18 protein-coding genes are annotated in these 18,309 nt (G+C 41.1%); 7 read left to right on the top strand and 11 right to left on the bottom strand.

Annotated elements, in window-relative coordinates:
- Positions 1–1,362 (top strand): OmpA family protein, encoded by a 1,362-nt coding sequence (locus IRJ18_RS11665; protein ID WP_194106376.1) that lies wholly within the window; start codon positions 1–3, stop codon positions 1,360–1,362.
- An 89-nt stretch (positions 1,363–1,451) separates the two neighbouring features.
- Here IRJ18_RS11665 and murA read toward each other — a convergent pair whose 3' ends face one another.
- Positions 1,452–2,759: a UDP-N-acetylglucosamine 1-carboxyvinyltransferase gene (murA, locus tag IRJ18_RS11660; protein ID WP_194106375.1), complete on the bottom strand. Its 1,308-nt coding sequence runs from the start codon at positions 2,757–2,759 to the stop codon at positions 1,452–1,454.
- Between the two features lie 132 nt (positions 2,760–2,891).
- Entirely contained in the window at positions 2,892–3,611 is a 720-nt protein-coding gene (locus IRJ18_RS11655) for a DUF4290 domain-containing protein (protein ID WP_194106374.1), read from the bottom strand.
- Positions 3,612–3,816: 205 nt separating this feature from the next.
- Between IRJ18_RS11655 and IRJ18_RS11650 the strand changes: the two genes are divergently transcribed.
- Complete coding sequence (locus IRJ18_RS11650; RefSeq protein ID WP_194106713.1) at positions 3,817–4,914, top strand: mandelate racemase/muconate lactonizing enzyme family protein; 1,098 nt, start codon at positions 3,817–3,819, stop codon at positions 4,912–4,914.
- A 71-nt stretch (positions 4,915–4,985) separates the two neighbouring features.
- On the opposite strand, the gene IRJ18_RS11645 is transcribed toward IRJ18_RS11650, so the two are convergent.
- Together IRJ18_RS11645 and IRJ18_RS21145 are read right to left on the bottom strand one after the other, a co-directional pair.
- The gene (locus tag IRJ18_RS11645) at positions 4,986–5,312 is read right to left on the bottom strand and encodes a hypothetical protein (RefSeq protein ID WP_194106373.1); all 327 of its coding nucleotides are present in this window, start codon (positions 5,310–5,312) and stop codon (positions 4,986–4,988) included.
- A gap of 1 nt (position 5,313) precedes the next feature.
- The gene (locus tag IRJ18_RS21145) at positions 5,314–5,448 is read right to left on the bottom strand and encodes a hypothetical protein (RefSeq protein WP_262893272.1); all 135 of its coding nucleotides are present in this window, start codon (positions 5,446–5,448) and stop codon (positions 5,314–5,316) included.
- 275 nt (positions 5,449–5,723) lie between these two features.
- Here IRJ18_RS21145 and IRJ18_RS11640 point away from each other — a divergent pair, with 275 nt between their 5' ends.
- The 3 genes from IRJ18_RS11640 to IRJ18_RS11630 are packed head-to-tail and all read left to right on the top strand — an operon-like array spanning position 5,724 to position 9,906.
- The gene (locus IRJ18_RS11640; RefSeq protein ID WP_194106372.1) at positions 5,724–8,243 is read left to right on the top strand and encodes a glycoside hydrolase family 9 protein; all 2,520 of its coding nucleotides are present in this window, start codon (positions 5,724–5,726) and stop codon (positions 8,241–8,243) included.
- Entirely contained in the window at positions 8,240–9,013 is a 774-nt protein-coding gene (locus tag IRJ18_RS11635) for a cellulase (RefSeq protein WP_194106371.1), read from the top strand. Before IRJ18_RS11640 ends, IRJ18_RS11635 begins: the two co-directional genes overlap by 4 nt.
- Before the next feature lie 44 nt (positions 9,014–9,057).
- Entirely contained in the window at positions 9,058–9,906 is an 849-nt protein-coding gene (locus IRJ18_RS11630) for an NAD(P)-dependent oxidoreductase (protein ID WP_194106370.1), read from the top strand.
- A 67-nt stretch (positions 9,907–9,973) separates the two neighbouring features.
- Here the strand turns inward: IRJ18_RS11630 and IRJ18_RS11625 are convergent, their stop codons facing one another.
- Positions 9,974–11,347 carry a dipeptidase gene (locus tag IRJ18_RS11625; RefSeq protein WP_194106369.1) on the bottom strand — a complete coding sequence of 458 codons (1,374 nt, stop codon included), beginning with the start codon at positions 11,345–11,347 and terminating at the stop codon, positions 9,974–9,976.
- A gap of 340 nt (positions 11,348–11,687) precedes the next feature.
- On the opposite strand from IRJ18_RS11625, the gene IRJ18_RS11620 reads away from it, so the two are divergent.
- A complete protein-coding gene (locus IRJ18_RS11620; RefSeq protein WP_194106368.1) occupies positions 11,688–12,584 on the top strand; it encodes a GDSL-type esterase/lipase family protein in 897 nt (298 codons plus the stop codon).
- A 17-nt stretch (positions 12,585–12,601) separates the two neighbouring features.
- Here the strand turns inward: IRJ18_RS11620 and IRJ18_RS11615 are convergent, their stop codons facing one another.
- From IRJ18_RS11615 to IRJ18_RS11600, 4 genes are read right to left on the bottom strand one after another with little or no spacing between them, the layout of a single operon-like run.
- On the bottom strand, positions 12,602–12,784 hold the full coding sequence (locus IRJ18_RS11615; protein ID WP_194106367.1) for a hypothetical protein: 183 nt from the start codon (positions 12,782–12,784) through the stop codon (positions 12,602–12,604).
- A 57-nt stretch (positions 12,785–12,841) separates the two neighbouring features.
- Positions 12,842–13,066: a hypothetical protein gene (locus IRJ18_RS11610; RefSeq protein WP_194106366.1), complete on the bottom strand. Its 225-nt coding sequence runs from the start codon at positions 13,064–13,066 to the stop codon at positions 12,842–12,844.
- Between the two features lie 56 nt (positions 13,067–13,122).
- Positions 13,123–13,344 carry a hypothetical protein gene (locus IRJ18_RS11605; protein ID WP_194106365.1) on the bottom strand — a complete coding sequence of 74 codons (222 nt, stop codon included), beginning with the start codon at positions 13,342–13,344 and terminating at the stop codon, positions 13,123–13,125.
- A 43-nt stretch (positions 13,345–13,387) separates the two neighbouring features.
- Positions 13,388–13,651, bottom strand: coding sequence for a hypothetical protein (locus tag IRJ18_RS11600; RefSeq protein ID WP_194106364.1), 264 nt, complete (start codon positions 13,649–13,651; stop codon positions 13,388–13,390).
- A gap of 264 nt (positions 13,652–13,915) precedes the next feature.
- Between IRJ18_RS11600 and IRJ18_RS11595 the strand changes: the two genes are divergently transcribed.
- Complete coding sequence (locus IRJ18_RS11595; RefSeq protein ID WP_194106363.1) at positions 13,916–15,346, top strand: tetratricopeptide repeat protein; 1,431 nt, start codon at positions 13,916–13,918, stop codon at positions 15,344–15,346.
- 12 nt (positions 15,347–15,358) lie between these two features.
- Here IRJ18_RS11595 and IRJ18_RS11590 read toward each other — a convergent pair whose 3' ends face one another.
- A complete protein-coding gene (locus tag IRJ18_RS11590) occupies positions 15,359–15,727 on the bottom strand; it encodes a helix-turn-helix domain-containing protein (RefSeq protein ID WP_194106362.1) in 369 nt (122 codons plus the stop codon).
- Positions 15,728–15,937: 210 nt separating this feature from the next.
- Complete coding sequence (locus IRJ18_RS11585) at positions 15,938–18,214, bottom strand: ATP-dependent helicase (RefSeq protein WP_194106361.1); 2,277 nt, start codon at positions 18,212–18,214, stop codon at positions 15,938–15,940.
- Positions 18,215–18,309: the final 95 nt, after the last annotated feature.

Raw genomic sequence — 18,309 nt, 5'->3', positions numbered from 1 at the left:
ATGAAATTACAGTTAAAAAAAACCTCCTTGTTAGTGTCTGGTCTAATAATGGGGACTAAACTTTTTGCCCAATCGCCCGATTCTGCGGCCACGGCAACGTATGTTAAACCATTCTCACCAATAAGTTCGTTTCGCACCTGGTCAATTGGCATTTACGCTGGGTCGGTATCTGCCTATACACCTTTTCAAGGGAAAGAAGACTGGCATACCCAAAATATAACCTTTGGTTATGGTGCTTATATTAAAAAACAGATATGGCATTCATTTGGCATACAGGCTAATTTTTTCAGGGGCCAAATGAAGGGTAAAGACCCTGCCCTGGGGACGGCTTACGACAATTTTAAAACAGACATCAATTACGCAATAGATTTAACAGGCGTAATAACTTTAGCCAATATAAGCTGGAGCAATCAACAAGGCGGAATGCAGCCGTATGTACTGGCGGGTGGTGGCTTATCTGGCTATAAGCCGATGCTTTATAAAGGGTCTGTGGGGACTCCCGGTTTTCGTAACGGAGAAAATATCAAAGAGTTTTATGTACCGCTTGGTGTTGGTTTAAAATTCAATGTAAGCCCAGGTATTAATATAGATTTGGGTTATACCGTTAATTTTATGCACAGCGATAATATTGATGGTTATACTACAGGCAACAATTACGACCAGTTCTCATACGGTCACCTGGGTCTGGAATTTGCTTTAGGCAAAAAATCCAAACCACAGTTAGCTACACATAATCCTGTAGCATCAATGCGTACCGAGTATACTATGAAGGAAATTGCTTTACAAAACCAAATTGATGCCGACAGGGCTGCGAATGCCAGCCTGCGTAGTCAGGTAGATGCAACAAATGCCAGCTTAGCGGCACTTAATGCCAAGTTTACCGCCGACACCGATGGTGACGGGGTACCTGATTTCTTTGACAAATGCCCTGGTACACCAGCAGGTGTTAAAGTTGATGGTGCTGGTTGCCCGCTTCCGGCCGCAAAGCCAGACGTTAAGGTATACGTAACTGAAGAAGACAGGAAAATTGTTAAAGAAGCTATCCGTAACCTAGAGTTTGATTTTGGCAAAGCCACCATTCGTCCACACTCATTCCCAAGTTTGAACAGGGTTGCCCAGCTATTGATTGATAAGAATTTTAGCTTAAAGTTAGCCGGACACACGGATAATGTAGGTTCTGATGCTGCTAACCTGAAATTATCTAAAGATAGGGCCGAGTCTGTAAAATCATACCTGGTGAGCAAAGGCGCTAACGCGTCACGCATAGAAGCTACCGGTTATGGTGAATCACAGCCAATAGCTACTAATAAAACTGCTGCAGGTCGTCAGCAAAATCGCCGTGTAGAGTTTACATTATTTTAAACGCTCACACCGATGCCTCTCCAAAGAAGAGGATTTAAACAAAGAAAGCCGCACAAATTGTGCGGCTTTCTTTGTTTATATGGGTTAACTTAAATACGTTTAATGTTTGCACCCAATGCTTGCAGGCGTTTATCAATATGCTGATAGCCGCGCTCAATTTGCTCAATGTTATAAATGGTCGATTTACCATTGGCTGATAAAGCAGCAATAAGCAATGCGACCCCCGCACGTATATCAGGCGATGTCATGGATATACCTCTTAACTGTACTTGTTTATCTAAACCAATAACCGTAGCACGGTGTGGGTCGCAAAGGATGATCTGGGCGCCCATATCCAGCAGTTTATCTACAAAGAATAAACGGCTCTCGAACATCTTCTGATGTATAAGTACCGATCCCTTCGCCTGTATGGCTACCACCAGTACAATACTGATTAAGTCTGGGGTAAAACCGGGCCATGGCGCATCGGCAATGGTCATAATTGAGCCATCAATAAAGCTTTCTATTTCGTAATGGTCTTGTGCCGGGATAAAGATATCGTCGCCGCGCAGTTCTAATTTAATGCCTAAGCGTCTGAAAGTATCCGGAATGATCCCCAATTCCTTGTAATGGACATCTTTAATAGTGATCTCGGAACCCGTCATAGCAGCCAAGCCAATAAACGATCCTATCTCGATCATATCCGGTAGCATACGATGCTCGGTGCCGCCTAATTCGGTTACACCTTCAATAGTCAGCAGGTTTGAACCTATACCTGTAATTTTCGCCCCCATACGGTTCAGCATTTTGCAAAGCTGTTGTAGGTAAGGTTCGCAAGCGGCATTATAAATGGTGGTTGTGCCATTGGCCAGCACAGCAGCCATTACAATATTGGCCGTACCGGTTACCGATGCTTCATCTAACAGGATATAAGTACCCTGTAAGTTCGAAGCATCTACATTGTAAAAACCTGTTTCGGCATTATAGTCAAAACGTGCCCCCAGTTTTTCAAACCCCAGGAAGTGGGTATCCAAACGTCTGCGGCCGATTTTATCGCCGCCTGGTTTGGGTATTGATGCCCGGCCAAAGCGTGCCAGCAAAGGCCCTACTATCATTACCGACCCACGTAAACTGCCCCCTTTTTGCCTGAATATATCTGATTCAAAAAAGTTAAGATCAATATTGTTAGCTTCAAAAGTGTAAGTGTCTTCATTAAGGCGGTTTACCACAACGCCCATATCACCTAAAAGCTCTATCAGTTTATTAACATCCTTAATATCAGGTATGTTACTAATGGTCATTTTCTCGCCGGTCAATAATACGGCAGAGAGTATTTGCAAGGCCTCGTTCTTGGCACCTTGTGGTATAATTTCACCTTTTAATGGCTTGCCGCCTATAATTTCAAATGCGTTGGTCATAAATAGTTGTATAGTTGATCGTTCATGGTTGATAGCCAAATTACTATATAAATAGCAAATGGTTCATGACGCTGCAAAGGTTATAAATATCTTTTACTTACCATGAACCATTAAAGTGCGTACTATCAACAATTAATATTTCCTGCCGCCGCCGGGGTTACGGTTACGGTTGTTTTGATTGTTGTTATTACGGTTATTTTGATTGTTGTTATTTCGTTGGTTGTTATTTCGTTGATTGTTATTTCGTGGATTATTGTTCCGCGGGTTGTTGGTTGGCGCCGTCCGGTATTCTACTTTGTTCAGATTGATGTTCTCTTCCAGTTTCAGTTCACCCTTAGATAGTTCGCGCAAATCGGCCAGGATGCTTTCATCGGCTACTGAATCTTTATTCCATTGCACATAGGCCATCTTCATGAAGTTGGCAATAGCCTGTACCATATGCTGTTTGCGTGCTGGTTCATCAATGCTTTTGGCTTTCTCAATCATCAACTCAATGGTTTTGCCATAATGCTTATACCTGATACGCTGATGCGGATAACGTAAAGGTTCAGGTTTCAAATGGATAGCTTCAACCGATGGGATAGGATAGGGCGAATCCACATCTATTTTAAAATCAGATATAATATGCAGGTGGTCCCAAAGCTTATGTTTAAAATCGGCCACATCGCGCAGGTGCGGGTTTAGGAAACCCATCAGGTCTATCACAACCTGGGCGTATTTATTTCTTTCTTCTTTTGATGGAAGGTCGCAAATATATTTTACCATGTTCTGAACGTTGCGACCGTATTCAGACAGTAATAATTTTTTCCTGGTCGAATTATAATCAAACTCAGGCACGTTTTGTAATGCCATATATAAATTAAATAATAATGAATAATAATAAATAAAAATGAAGTCTAAAATTAGCGCAGATCATGCGGGGAGATAAAAATACCCGCAAGCGGCTAAAGTTGAATACTTGAAGAACTACAAATATATCCTATTTGTTTTTACAATACAAATTCGGGTTGAATGTTAACCGTATATTATGGATATTAGCCCCGCAAATTTGCCAACAATGATCATTACCAAAATAGATATCTACCGTTTTAGTATCCCCATGGAACCGTTTACCATTGCTACCGGAACCATGGACTATGCCCAGAACACTTTTATTCGTGTACATACCGATGCGGGCTTTTACGGAGTAGGCGAGTGTTCGGCTTTTCCCATGATAGTTGGCGAAACGCAGGATACATGCCTGGTAATGGCCCGCGAGTTTGCCCGGCTGTGGAAAGGACAAAACCCTTTAGATATCCCCGCACGCTTACAGCAACTGCACGATTTTACGGCCGGCAACACCACTATTAAAAGCGCCTTTGATATGGCCTTGTATGATATTGCCGCAAAAAATGCGGGCTTACCCCTGTGGCAATTTTTAGGTGGGCAACCGCGCGTAATTGAAAGCGATATTACTGTGGGCATAGCCAAGCCTGAGGTAATGGCCGAGCGGGCGCTGGCATTTCGTAAGGACGGGGCAAACTATTTAAAAGTAAAATTAGGTAAAAACGCCACTGAAGATATTGAACGCATCAAGCAGATAAGGGCAGCCGTGGGGCCGGAAATGCATATTCGGATCGACGCTAACCAGGGCTGGAGTTTTGATGATGCTGTGTATGCGCTGCAAGCTATTGGCCGATACGATATAGAGTTCTGCGAACAGCCTATGCGTACCTGGTTTGATGACAGGTTGCCCGAATTGATGCAGTTATCGCCCGTTAAAATTATGGCCGATGAAAGCGTATATAACCATTACGATGCACGTACGCAGATAAAAACAAAATCATGCCATTATATTAATATTAAACTGGCAAAGTCGGGCGGGATAAATGAAGCTATCAAGATTCATGATGTAGCCGCTGAGCGGAGCGTGCCCTGTATGATGGGTGGCATGCTGGAAAGCCGTATAGCCCTTAGCGCCAAATTGCATTTAGTTTATGCCAGCCCCAATATTCAATTTTTTGATATGGATACCTGTAAACTGGGCCATTTGGAGGATCCGTGCGTTGGAGGAGTAACTTATAATGGTTATTTCCTTAATATGCCCGAAAGCAGTGGCATAGGCGCCGATGCGGATGAAGCATTCCTATCAAAATGTGAACACTTTAGCGTTTAGTAATTAGTTGATTAGGTAGGGCTAAATATATATGCCCATTCCTCTAATCAACTAAATTCTAATCAATAACCTTAATGCCTCGGCCTTTTCGGATTAAATGCAATCAGGTATTGTAATTCGGTATTATTGGTACCCCCGGTTTGCAGGTTATTACGTATTTCCGATTTTACCTGTATTAGTTTGTCTTTTACCAGGCCAAACATTTCGGATAATGTTTCAGGCAATACTTTGGCGGTAATGGTAGGGTGATACCTTTTTTCAAGTAATACCTTTTCGTCTTGCGTGGCTACGTTTAGCTCCCAGCCCTCATCTGATTTAAAACCAAACTCGCGGGCAGTATTGTTTAAATCGTAAACATATACGGACGCTTGCATTTCAATTGCTTCGTTTATGGCCATTTTATTTCTTTTTGTTGGGTATAACGTCTATTGATGACGAACGATTTTTACTGGCCTGATAGTCGGATGGTGCGCCTTTGCCTACCGGGTTTGGTAATTTCTTTTTGTTGTCGCGGTTGCCTTTGTCTTTACTCATGGTATGTTAGATTTAATTCAATTTATTTATAGTAGTGCATGGCGTTAGGAACAGGTTACTGCAAGGGATAATGCCAATAAATTTATGCTATCCATTGCCTGTTGATTTTTGTCCTGATGTAGTGTAACGATATCTTAAAAACTGCCGGATCAGAAACAGGCAGCGCCTAAGCAAATAGGAAAGTGCGGGTGATTTTTCTTAAAGATAAGGTTTTTTATTTGAGACCTGATCTTTAATTTTTAGTTTTATAACATGGGCACAGTGGTACTTTACATATGATCGAAAAAAGAATACCATTTACAAATAGTATTGCAGCTATTACCTGCTGCCTTGCCTTGCTTTTAACGGCATTTAAACCAGGCGCTAACCCCACGGCGTGGATACGCATTAATCAGTTAGGTTATCCTATTAAAAGTGTTAAAGTGGCGGTTTGGGCAAGTATGGGTGATAATATCCCAACCACTTTTCAATTAGTTGATGCCAAAACCAATAAAGTAATATTTACAGCTAACACCGGGAAGCCGTACGGTAGCTATGGTCCGTTTAAGCAAACGCTGCGCTTAAATTTTAGTGTGATAAAAACGGCCGGGAGCTATTACCTTAACTGTGGCGATGCCAGGTCGCGGGTATTTCGGATCAATGATGACGTTTACGCCGGTACGGCCGATTTTGGACTGAATTATATGCGGCAGCAGCGCAGCGGTTTTAACCCTTTTTTAAAAGATTCGTGCCATACTACCGATGGGTATACCATGTATGGCCCTATGCCCGATAGCTCCCGTATTAATGTTTGGGGCGGCTGGCACGATGCAACCGATTACCTGCAATATGTAACAACATCAGCCAATGCCACTTACCATTTGCTGGCTGCGTATCGCGATTTCCCCGCGGTGTTTACCGATAAATGCCTGGCCAATGGCATTGATGGCGCTAATGGCACGGCTGATATACTGGATGAAGCCCGCTGGGGATTGGATTGGTTGTTGAAGATGCATCCCCGTAAAGATTGGATGTTTGCCCAACTGGCCGATGACCGCGATCATTTTGGCTTCAGGCTACCCAATAAGGATATGGTAGATTATGGCGTAGGGCCAGGTAAGGGCAGGCCGGTATATTTTGCCACCGGTAAACCACAAGGCTTGGGTAAGTATAAAAATCAAACTACAGGGGTAGCATCGGTTGCCGGTAAGTTTACCAGCGCTTTTGCCCTGGGCGCAACGCTTTATGCACATAACGATGCCGCGTATGCCGGCTTGCTGGGCAGTCGGTCCGTGTCAGCCTACCAATTGGGTTTGGCTAAGCCAGGCGTAGCGCAAACGGCCCCCAACCGCGAGCCTTATTATTACGAAGAAAGCAACTGGACAGATGATATGGAACTGGGCGCCGCCGGTTTATATGAATTAACCGGCGATAGAAAATATCTGCAGCAAGCATTAACCTATAGCAAGGCCGAAAAGGTGACGCCGTGGATGGGTGCCGATACCGCCCGGCATTATCAATGGTACCCGTTCCACAACTTTGGGCACTACGAATTGGCTAAACAAACAGGTGCTAAAACTAAAGCCCAACTTATTAGCTATTATAAACAAGGTATAGATAAGGTATGGCGCAAAGCCAGTAAAAATGGCTTTTTGCGCGGTGTGCCTTTTATATGGTGCTCTAATAACCTAACCACATCTTTTGCTATACAATGCTATTTGTACCGCACGCTAAGTCATGATAACCAATATGCCGAATTGGAACAGGCTTGCATAGATTGGCTTTTTGGCTGCAACCCATGGGGTAAAAGTATGGTATACGGCTTACCGGCTGGCGGCGATACGCCACTGCATCCGCATTCATCTTTAAATTATCTTTATCAATACCCGTTAAACGGCGCACTGGTTGACGGCCCTGTTTATGGCAGCATTTATAAAAAACTAAAGGGACTGACGCTGTTGATGCCCGATAAGTATGCCGATTTTCAATCGGACTTAGTGGTTTACCATGATGATGTTGGCGATTATAGCACCAACGAACCTACCATGGATGGGACAGCATCGCTGATATACTTAATGGCGGCTAAAGAAAATGAGGCGCGTGAAAACAAAAAAGTACAATGGGAGCAGGGCGGTATTACCAGGGGAGACCGATCGGCAAAAAAGATAGCCTTAGTATTTACAGGCGATGAATTTGCTGATGGCGGGATGTATATTGCTAAAACACTGAAAGAACAACATGCTAATGGTTCGTTTTTCCTTACGGGGAATTTCTACCGCAATAAAAAATTTAAGCAGGTTATTCATCAGTTAAAGGCTAACGGCAATTATTTAGGCAGCCACTCAGATAAGCACCTGCTATATTGCGATTGGTTAAAGCGGGATAGCTTGCTGGTAACACATAAGCAGTTTACTGCCGATATGGAGAATGCCTACACTGAACTAAAAAAACTAAACATCGGCAAAAAGCAGGCGCCATATTTTTTGCCGCCATACGAATGGTATAACAAAGAAATTGCTGACTGGACAAAACAATTAGGATTACAGCTGGTCAATTTTACACCAGGTACCCGCAGCAATGCTGATTACACCTATCCCGAAATGGGCAGCAAATATGTAGATAGCGAAACAATTTACCAATCTATCCTTAATTACGATCAGCATAACGCAAACGGCCTAAATGGCTTTATGCTGCTGGTACACATCGGTACCGATGCACGCCGTAAGGATAAATTTTACTACTACCTGCCTAAGCTTATAAAGGAACTGAAAAGTCGGGGATATCAATTTGTAAAAGTTAACCAGTTGCTTCGATGAAAAGAAAGCTGATCGCATTGTTCATCATCATATGCCCGGTTATTGCCCGCGCACAGGCAACCGGTATCCCCGCATCGTATCTGAAAGATAGTTTGCCGGCGCTGATTGAAAAAGCAAAAGGGCTGTTGGACAGAGCTTATATGGCGCAAACATTATTAGCCACAGTTGATACACTGCCTGGCTGGGAAGGTTACCCAGTAAAGCTTTACCAATACAGTACCAGCAACGATCTGTATACCGGCAAACCTAAAACAGCGAAGGTATACCTGCTCAATCCATCGCCCCAAAAGCTGGCCATGTGGATAATTACCGCCTGCTGGGAAGCTAAACATAGTGTAGATAGTAAGTATACTAACGCGTTGTTCCAATCTATCAGGGGGCAATCGGGCGGCCAGTTCCCAGTGCTTGGTATTGTTTATGAAGATCAGTATACGCGGAATTTCCAGGAACCTTATCTGTTTAAAGATGGTGTAACCGTTTACCTGCAGGATAGTACCAAATGGGCGCAGGATAAAACCTGTACGCCAGGGCAAATTGAAATGTACCTGCATATAACCAATAAAGACCTGAAACCACGCACCGGCCGCTATGCCCGCATAGCCAGTACCACGCGCGAGGATTATAAGGCCTGCGGCGGTACCGAAGATGTAGGCGATGCTAACAACCGTAAGCTTAAATGGCTTGAAGTAGTACGCGAGTTGTACAAAAAGGCCTGGAACTCCGATCGGAATGAATTGATCATATGCTGGGCAAAAAATCACCTGGAATAAATTTTTACTCGTTAACTTTACACTACATTTTATACCATTTATATATGAAAGCATTTTTAGGAATGGGCCTGTTAGGCAGCAATTTTGTTAAGGCCATGCGCCAAAGAGGAGAGGAAGTAAACGTTTGGAACCGCACTAAAAGTCGGGCCGATGCACTTGAAGCATTCGGCGCGAAAGCATTTGAAAATGCTGCTGATGCTGTGAAAGGCGCCGATTTGATACACATTACATTAAAAGATGATGCTACAGTTAACGAAGTGCTAGAATTGGCCAGTACCGGCTTTAAGCCCGGCGCCATAATTATAGATCATACTACAACATCTACCCATGGAGCTATTGAACGTACCCAAAACTGGAAGGCACGCGGGATTATCTACCTGCACGCGCCTGTTTTTATGGGGCCTCCAAATGCATTGGAGGGCAGCGGCAGTATGCTGGTGTCGGGAGATCAGGCCATTATAGAAAAAGTAAGTCCTGAATTAAATAAAATGACTGGCAAGCTGATTAACCTGGGCGCTACAGAGGGCAAGGCAGCCAGTATAAAACTGATAGGTAATAGCTTTCTTATTGCCATGACTACGGGTATTATTGATATGCTGGGCGTAGCCAAATCATTAGGTGTATCTACCGACGACGTTAACGAATTGTTTGCCAATTGGAACCCCGGGGCTATGATGCCTGCGAGGCTGAAGAAAATAAGTGGGGGGAATTTCGACCAGCCATCGTGGGAATTACAAATGGCCCGTAAAGATGCCGGTTTAATGCTTGCTGCTGCCGCTGAAGCCAATGTTCATTTAGCGGCACTATCCGCAATAGCGGCAGTAATGGATAATTGGATATCAAAAGGATTTGCTACTAGCGACTGGACTGTTATAGGCAGTGATAATTTATAATACTGTTTCAAGTTAATTTAACAAAAAAAGCGATGAAACCATCGCTTTTTTTGTTGGTAAGGGTTGTTTACTCAGCCGAAAGTTCAGCAAAGTATTTATGGAACAGCGGCAGTGTTTCAATACCCTTGTAATAGTTATAAATATCATATTTTTCGTTTGGCGAATGCAGGTTATCGCTATCAAGGCCAAAACCCATCAATACCGTTTTAATACCCAATTCAGCTTCAAATAAGGCCACAATTGGTATACTGCCACCACCGCGGGTTGGAATAGGCGCCTTGTCGAATGATTCGGTAATGGCTTTTTGAGCGGCACGGTAAGCTATGCTATCGGTAGGGGTAACTACCGGTTCGCCCCCATGGTGTGGGGTAACGGTTACTTTAACATAAGGCGGTGCAATTTGAAGAAAGTGATCGGTAAACAGCTGGGTTATTTTATCAGAACTTTGGTTAGGGACTAAACGCATAGATATTTTAGCGTTAGCTTTTGATGGCAGTACTGTTTTTGCCCCTTCGCCTATATAACCACCCCAAATGCCGTTAACTTCTAAAGTAGGGCGGGTGCCTGTGCGTTCAAAGGTAGAATATCCTTTTTCGCCCCATAGCTCATCTACACCCAGGTCGTGCTTATATTCTTCCTCGTTATATGGAGCCGAGTTCAATTCCTTGCGTTCTGTATCAGTCAGTTCTAAAACATCATCATAAAAACCCGGAATGGCGATATGGTTGTTTTCATCATGCAACGACGCAATCATTTTTGCCAGGATAGTGGCGGGGTTAGCTACAGCGCCCCCATACACCCCCGAATGAAGGTCGCGGTTGGGGCCAACAACTTCCACTTCTAAATATGATAAGCCGCGCAGCCCGGTTTCAAGTGATGGGTTTTCCATACTGATCATGGACGTATCGGATATTAACACGACATCCGCCTTCAGGCGCTCTTTATTCGCTTTTACATAAATGCCCAGGTTGTTCGATCCCACCTCCTCTTCGCCTTCAATCATAAACTTAATATTGCATGGAAGTGTGTTGGTTTGCATCATCAGTTCGAAAGCTTTTACATGCATATAAAACTGGCCCTTATCATCACACGCACCGCGGGCAAATATTTTACCATCGCGTATGGTAGGCTCAAAAGGCGGGGTATGCCATAATTCCAACGGATCGGGAGGTTGTACATCATAATGGCCATACACCAATACGGTCGGTTTAGCCGGGTCGATGATCTTTTCACCATATACAATAGGATAGCCAGCCGTATTACAAACTTCTACATTATCAGCGCCGCTATCTGTTAGCTTTTTTGCAACATAACCGGCCGTCTTTAGTACGTCAGCTTTATATTTAGGGTCGGCACTTACCGATGGGAAGCGTAAAAGCTCAAGCAGTTCATCCAGCATGCGCTGTTTGTTAGTTTCAATATACTGTTTAATATGTTGCATATTTTTTAGTTTGGAGCAAATATAAAGTATGTTTTTTAGAATTAAGATTGGGGATATATTTCCTTTTTATTCCCCTTTAATATTGCCCACAAGTTTTTGCTTAGCCACCGGAGGCCACATTTAGATAACTTTTATGTGTAACCGCTATCGGGTTTAAATAAATAGGATATGGTATTTTATTTGTATATAAAAAATAGTTTGTTGATAGTTAGGCTATTAAAATATTAGGCTTATTTGTATATTTGTTAAATCCACTATTGGTTAGGCGTTGAAAAAGAATAGAAAAAATTATCTGCTGATAATTTGTATTACTGGTATAATTATACACTCTGCTTCTTATTTGGCATTTGCACAAACGCCAAATTGTAGTTCAGCCTCCAAATTTTATAGTAAAGACAGTATTAACATAACCACATTTGGGGCCAGCACGGTTGCAGGTATGGGTGGTTTTTCTTTCCAACCCGATTTACAAAAGAATTTTGAAAGCTGTTATGTAGGTAAAACAGTAAGTATTACCAATAACGGTATCCCTGGCGAAACTACTACACAAGGGCTAACCCGTTTTTCAAAAGCTATTGAAGGCAGAACAGGATTTATAGTAATTGATATGGGTGCCAATGATGCACAGTATATTGTTAATAAAAAGATGAAGATTGCTGATACCGAAAAGAATATGCGGTATTATATAGAAGAATCGTTAAAACATAAGCTAATACCAATTATTGCTACTATTCAGTTTTATAACGATAAGAACAATCAGTTTTTAAAGAATTGCAATTTGGTAGTAAAGCAAATTAATGCTGCTTATAAAAAAATGGCGGCAAGCTACCACGTTTATGTTGCCGATGTTAATCAATCTATCGGACGTGATTTCGGCCTTTATCAGGACCTGATCCACCCTAATGCTAAGGGTTATAAATTAATTAGCTTTGTTTTATTTGATGCTATTAACGAAGCAATTGAAGAAAAGTTGCTGGTTATAGGGATCAATCAAAACTATCCTAACCCTGTGCACGATGTTACTAAAATAGGCTTCAGCTTATCGCAAGCTGGTAAAGTACAAATTAAGCTTTATAATATGCTTGGTAAAGCTGTACGCACCCTTGATGACGAATATCAGGGATCTGGTTATCATGAGATTTCTGCTAATCTTAGCGACTTAAGCGCAGGCGTATACATTTATGTAATGCAAGTTGGCGGTCAACAGCTTAGCAAAAAGCTTTTACTTATTAAATAAGCAAGTGTTCCCTTCAATTAGTCGGCGTTGGTAATAGTACTTTTAACGCTATTGAATTCCTGCCCGCTGGCTTTTACCAATTCATTTCTTTCAGCTTTAACTTCTGCTGTGGTTTTAACCTCATTGTTCTTAATTGATAACGCTAAAGCGGTAATACCTGAAGTTAAAATGATGCCTAAAATGATGATGATCTTTTTCATGATGTTTAGTTTAAATTAGTTGCTATATTTTTTCTATTGAATATATATGGGTCTTAATTAGTTGCCACTGCCATCAGCCTGAGAAAGAGTGCCTTTGTCGCCAGATGCAATTGTAGTACTAGAGTCGTCGGTAGTAAAATCAGCTTGAGAAAGAGTGCCTTTATCGCCAGATGCTAAAGTTTTAGCTTTTAAAGATGCTGTAGGCTGTACATTTTCTTTTGTGCAAGAAGAGAATGCGATAACTCCGAATATAACTGCTAATGCAAGGATCAATTTTTTCATTTTTATATATATTAAATATTGTTGTCGTGTTTAATTATTTGTTTGGTTATTGTTAATTAGTTACCGCTACCGTCAGCCTGAGAAAGAGTGCCTTTGTCGCCAGATGCAATTGTAGTAGTAGGGTCGGTATTGAAATCAGCTTGAGAAAGCACACCAATGTCACCAGATGCTAAGGTTTTAGCTTTTAAAGATGCTGTAGGCTGTACATTTTCTTTTGTGCAAGAAGAGAATGCGATAACTCCGAATATAACTGCTAATGCAAGGATCAATTTTTTCATTTTGTTTGTATTTATCTGTTTAATTATTAATTAGTTTAACTGTTTATTTCTTTTTTGTGCTTGTATATATACTTGCATCAGCTTGTGAAAGCGTGCCTTTATCACCTGATAACAGGGCAGCGTCGGCTTGAGACAATGTGCCTTTATCACCCGATACTAATGCGGCGTCGGCCTGGGATAATGTTCCTTTATCGCCTGATAAATCAAGTTTTGTTAATTTGTGGCTGGTTGGTTCCACGTTTTCTTTTGTGCAAGATGTCATTACTGTGAAGGCTAATGCAATTGCGGCAAGGGTTAATTTTTTCATAATGGGTTTAATATTGAGCGTTGTTATAATTTAAAATTTAAGCATAAATAATCCGTTAAAATAAACATCATAATTTACTGTACATTAGTTTGTTATAAGCTTTATTTAAACTAACGATACAAATATAGAATGTTTTTTTTAATTAAAAAAAAATGTTGAAAAAAATTTAATTACATATCTTTTTTTACATTTATTACGTATTAAGAGTTTATTATAATTTATAATTTATAAATTCAATACAAGTTTATCTTTTTATTATTGCAGATGAAAATTTTTTACTTAGGTTTTTCTTTAATATTCATCTTACTTGCACCAGTATACGTATTTGGTTATCAAAATGTTACCAGTGCTGACACTAATGAAGTGATAAGACTGAATAAAGAGGCCTATAAAGCCCGTTTATCGGAAGCAACGCAAACCGTGAGGATTGCGGACAAGGCTATTAAGCTTGCCCGTAAAATAAATTATCCAAATGGTATTGCCGAGGCTTATCGTATAAAAGGTATTGGTTTAGGCTACTTGTACGATCAGGTAAAGGCATTTGATTGTTACAATGAAGCATTATCATATTTTAAATCTGTTGGTAATAAAAATGGCACAGCAAAAGTTTATAATAATATAGGCAATTTATACCGCGATAACGATTATGAAACTGCGCTTAGTTATTTCAAAACCGGTAAAAGTTTAGCAGTAAGCCTCAAAGATACGGCTTTATTGGCATCTCTTAATTTAAATATTGGAAACGTTTTCTATCGTAAAAAGCAATATTTTGATGCTATAGCCCAGTTTGCTATGGCCCGAAAAATGTTTGAACAGGTGCATGATGATGCTAACCTGATAAGCTGCCTGCAAAATACCGGGGTTACTTATTACAGTATGGGGCAATATGACAAAGCTAAAGAGATGCTTTTGAAGGCCAATGAGGGTGCGAAGAAATTTGAAATGAATGCAACTATTTCCAGTATAGATTTAGCATTGGCTGATGTTTATATAGCACAAAGAAAGTTTGAGGATGCGGAGAAGATTATACGTGAGGGGTCTTCCTATTCCCTTAACAAAAAGGTAGATTATGACTATAAATATACCACTTATCAACTGGAATATAAACGTAAGAATTATGAGAAAGCATTATCATACCTTACAAACCTTTATCAGTTGGACAGCGTTGATTATCATAACTATGTATCCAACCAGATAACTATATTAAAAGATAAGAACGAACGGGACGTAATCAATAAGGAAAAGGCCTTGCTTGAAGAACAACGAAAAAACAGTAATTACATGTTTTGGGGAGCTTTGCTGGTAGCTGCATTATCTATCGGTGTTATTGGTTTATTAGTATTTAACGTAAAAAGAAAAGCTGAAACCAATCAACGTTTAACCGAGCTTAATGCAGAGGTATCCCGCCAAAAGGATAATCTCGACCGTATTAACCATCACCTGGAAGAGATTATTGACGAGCGTACCAAAGACCTGCAGATCAAGAACAAAAAATTATCAGAGTATTCTTCGTATCTGTCTCATCAAATACGGGGCCCAATTGCCACGTTAAAAGGGTTGATGAACCTTGAAAAAGAAGGCCTTGTTGATAAACAGGAATGTATAAAAATGATGAATAAATGTGTATCTGAAATTGATGATAAGATCATTGACATGAGCGATATGCTGCATGACCCTGATAGGGCAGGTTTCTAAAAATTACCTGTATTAAACAGCTACAGCTGTTTTGTTACGCAATTCTTCGTATAATCCAATCACCTTGCGTTGCAGGTCTACAATTTCGATTTCGCATTGCTCCAGTTTTTTCTTGGCCTCTTGCAAATGGGTCGATTGAAATTCTTCCTGTATCTCCTCAAATACTAAAACCTGAACCAGGCTCATTTCAAAAATATCAGCAATCTGCTGAAGCCTTGATAGGTTGACATCGGTAATACCAGTTTCAATTTTCGAAAAAGCAGGGATAGAAATGCCCAGTTTGTTAGCAACATCTTCCTGGCTCCAGTTATTTTTATGCCTGATGGCGCGGATATTACGACCCGCGGACTTATTTGATTGAGTTTTGAAAACTTGGTTCATGTTAATCTCTATAATTTAATTATTAGGGTTAACTATACAAACCAAATGCTATGCCATGAAATTAATGACTGTAAATAGTTCAAAAACAAATATATTTAAATTGAAGGTTTATAATTGGGGAATTATATCCCCAATTGTTGGGTAAATATATGCGTATAGTTAATTAATACTCGTCATTAAGCATGAAATATTACGTACAAATTAAGCCAGTTAATTAACAATCCGAAGCTTGGCAAATTTTAAAAGCAATTGTTTTTGTCCAATTTCTTTAAAAAAGATAGTAGCTTTTATATCTGGTTTATTGCCTTCCAATTGTAATACTTTTCCAAATCCAAAACGCTCGTGTTCTACCTCCATACCTGTTTGTAATTTTGATGTATCCGATGGCGCAAAACCTGGTGTCGGCACATGTGCTTTAGCTAATATGGAAGTAGTTTTTGGCGGCGTTGATGGAGCTGGGCTTTTAGGTTTAGAAAAGGTGTCTGCCTTGCGGCTCCAGGCAGTGCGCTCATCATCAAAAAACGATGAAGCGGCAGGTTTTGCGGTAAAATCAAGCTCTAAATATTTAGCATCTATTTCATCCAAAAAGCGGCTTGGTTCGCAACTTATGAGCGTACCAAATTTAAACCTAGAGGTTGCGTAACTAATGGTTAACTTACTTTTGGCACGGGTAACCGCTACATAAAACAAGCGGCGTTCTTCTTCCAGGTCGCTGCGCGAATTAAGCGACATTTGTGAAGGGAACAAGTTCTCTTCTAATCCAACTACATATACCTGCGGAAATTCTAGCCCTTTTGAGGAATGGATAGTCATTAACGATACAGTATCGGCATTAGGGTCTTTGTCATTATCGTCGTTAGTGAGCAAGGCAATATCCTGCATAAAAACATCCAACCCCTTTTCTTCAATATCTTCGCGCTCGCTAAACTCCTTGATACCATTCAGTAACTCTTGTATGTTTTCATAACGGTTAAGGCCTTCAATAGATTTGTCCTCGTAAAGGTCTTTTAGTAGCCCCGAATGCTGCGCAATGTGTAAAGCGGCGTCATAGGCGTTCATATTTTTACCGATAACCTGGAAGCTTTGTATCAATGTACCAAACGACGAAACCTGCCCCGAACTGCGCCCATCCAAATACATTTGCGCGTTGGTTATTATTTCCCATTGCGTTAACTGATGTTGGTCGGCACTGATAATGATCCTGTCTACCGTAGTATCGCCAATGCCACGTTTTGGATAATTGATCACGCGCTTCATGGCCACTTCATCATTAGGGTTAAAGGTGAGCCTGAAATAAGCTATCAGATCTTTAATTTCCTTACGCTGATAGAAAGAGAGGCCACCATAAATTTTATAAGGCGTCCCCATTTTGCGCAACGCTTCTTCCATGGCACGGGATTGTGCGTTGGTACGATATAGAATGGCAAAATCGTTCCATTTCAAGCCTTTGGTACTGCGTTCCTGCATTATGGCTTCCGCCACTATCTTTCCTTCTTCGTTATCGCTAAAGGCCCGCATTACCTTTATCCGGTCGCCAACTTCATTCTCGCTGAAAACGTTCTTTTTCAGCTGTTCTTTATTGTTGGCAATTATGCTATTGGCTATGTTTACAATATTTTGGGTGCTGCGATAATTTTGCTCCAGTTTGAACACCTTTACATCCGGATAGTCCTTTTCAAAATTTAGGATGTTTTGGATGTTTGCACCACGGAAGGCGTAAATACTCTGCGCGTCGTCACCCACCACACAAATATTCTCGGTAACGGCAGCTAGTTTTTTAACAATAAGATATTGGGAGAAGTTGGTGTCCTGATACTCATCCACCATAATATATTTAAACTTATGCTGGTATTTGTTCAGTACATCGGGGTAGCGTTTCAACAGTTCGTTGGTTTTAAACAGCAAGTCGTCAAAATCCATAGCGCCGGCTTTAAAGCAACGCTGGGCATAAGTTTCATATATTTTACCCAAATGCTGGCGGCCGCTGCTAAAATCATCGGCTTGTATTTGTTCGTTCTGCGCATATTCCGCCGGACTGATCAGGTTATTTTTAGCCGCCGAAATACGGTTGTATACAAAGTTGGCACTATATAACTTGTCGTCAAGGTTCATTTCTTTTAAGATGGCCCTTAGCACACTTTTGCTATCGTCAGTATCGTAAATAGTAAAGTTGTTAGGGTAACCCAGTTTGTCGGCTTCTACACGCAGTATTTTGGCAAATACCGAGTGAAAGGTACCCATCCATATATTTTTAGCCTCGGTGCCAACTACGTGCGTAATACGCTCGCGCATTTCCTTGGCGGCCTTGTTGGTAAATGTTAAAACCAATATGTTAAACGAATCTACGCCGCTGCGTATCAGGTGTGCCACGCGGTAAGTAATAACCCGTGTTTTGCCCGATCCGGCACCGGCAATAATCATTACCGGCCCTTTTATTTGCTGTACCGCTCCGCGTTGTTCAGGGTTTAATCCTTCTAAATAATCCAATGCTGCTTTCCTCTTTTTCTGTGGCTACGAAATTAATCTTTTTGGGGCGAAAGGTAAAAGGGGAAAGGCTAAAGGTTTTGCACAGTTTGAAAATT

It is taken from the genome of Mucilaginibacter boryungensis, assembly GCF_015221995.1.
In the GTDB taxonomy this organism is placed as follows: Bacteria; Bacteroidota; Bacteroidia; order Sphingobacteriales; family Sphingobacteriaceae; genus Mucilaginibacter; species Mucilaginibacter boryungensis.
The sequence above is the reverse complement of the archived record's forward strand: the minus strand, read 5'-3'. Positions and strand labels throughout refer to the sequence as shown.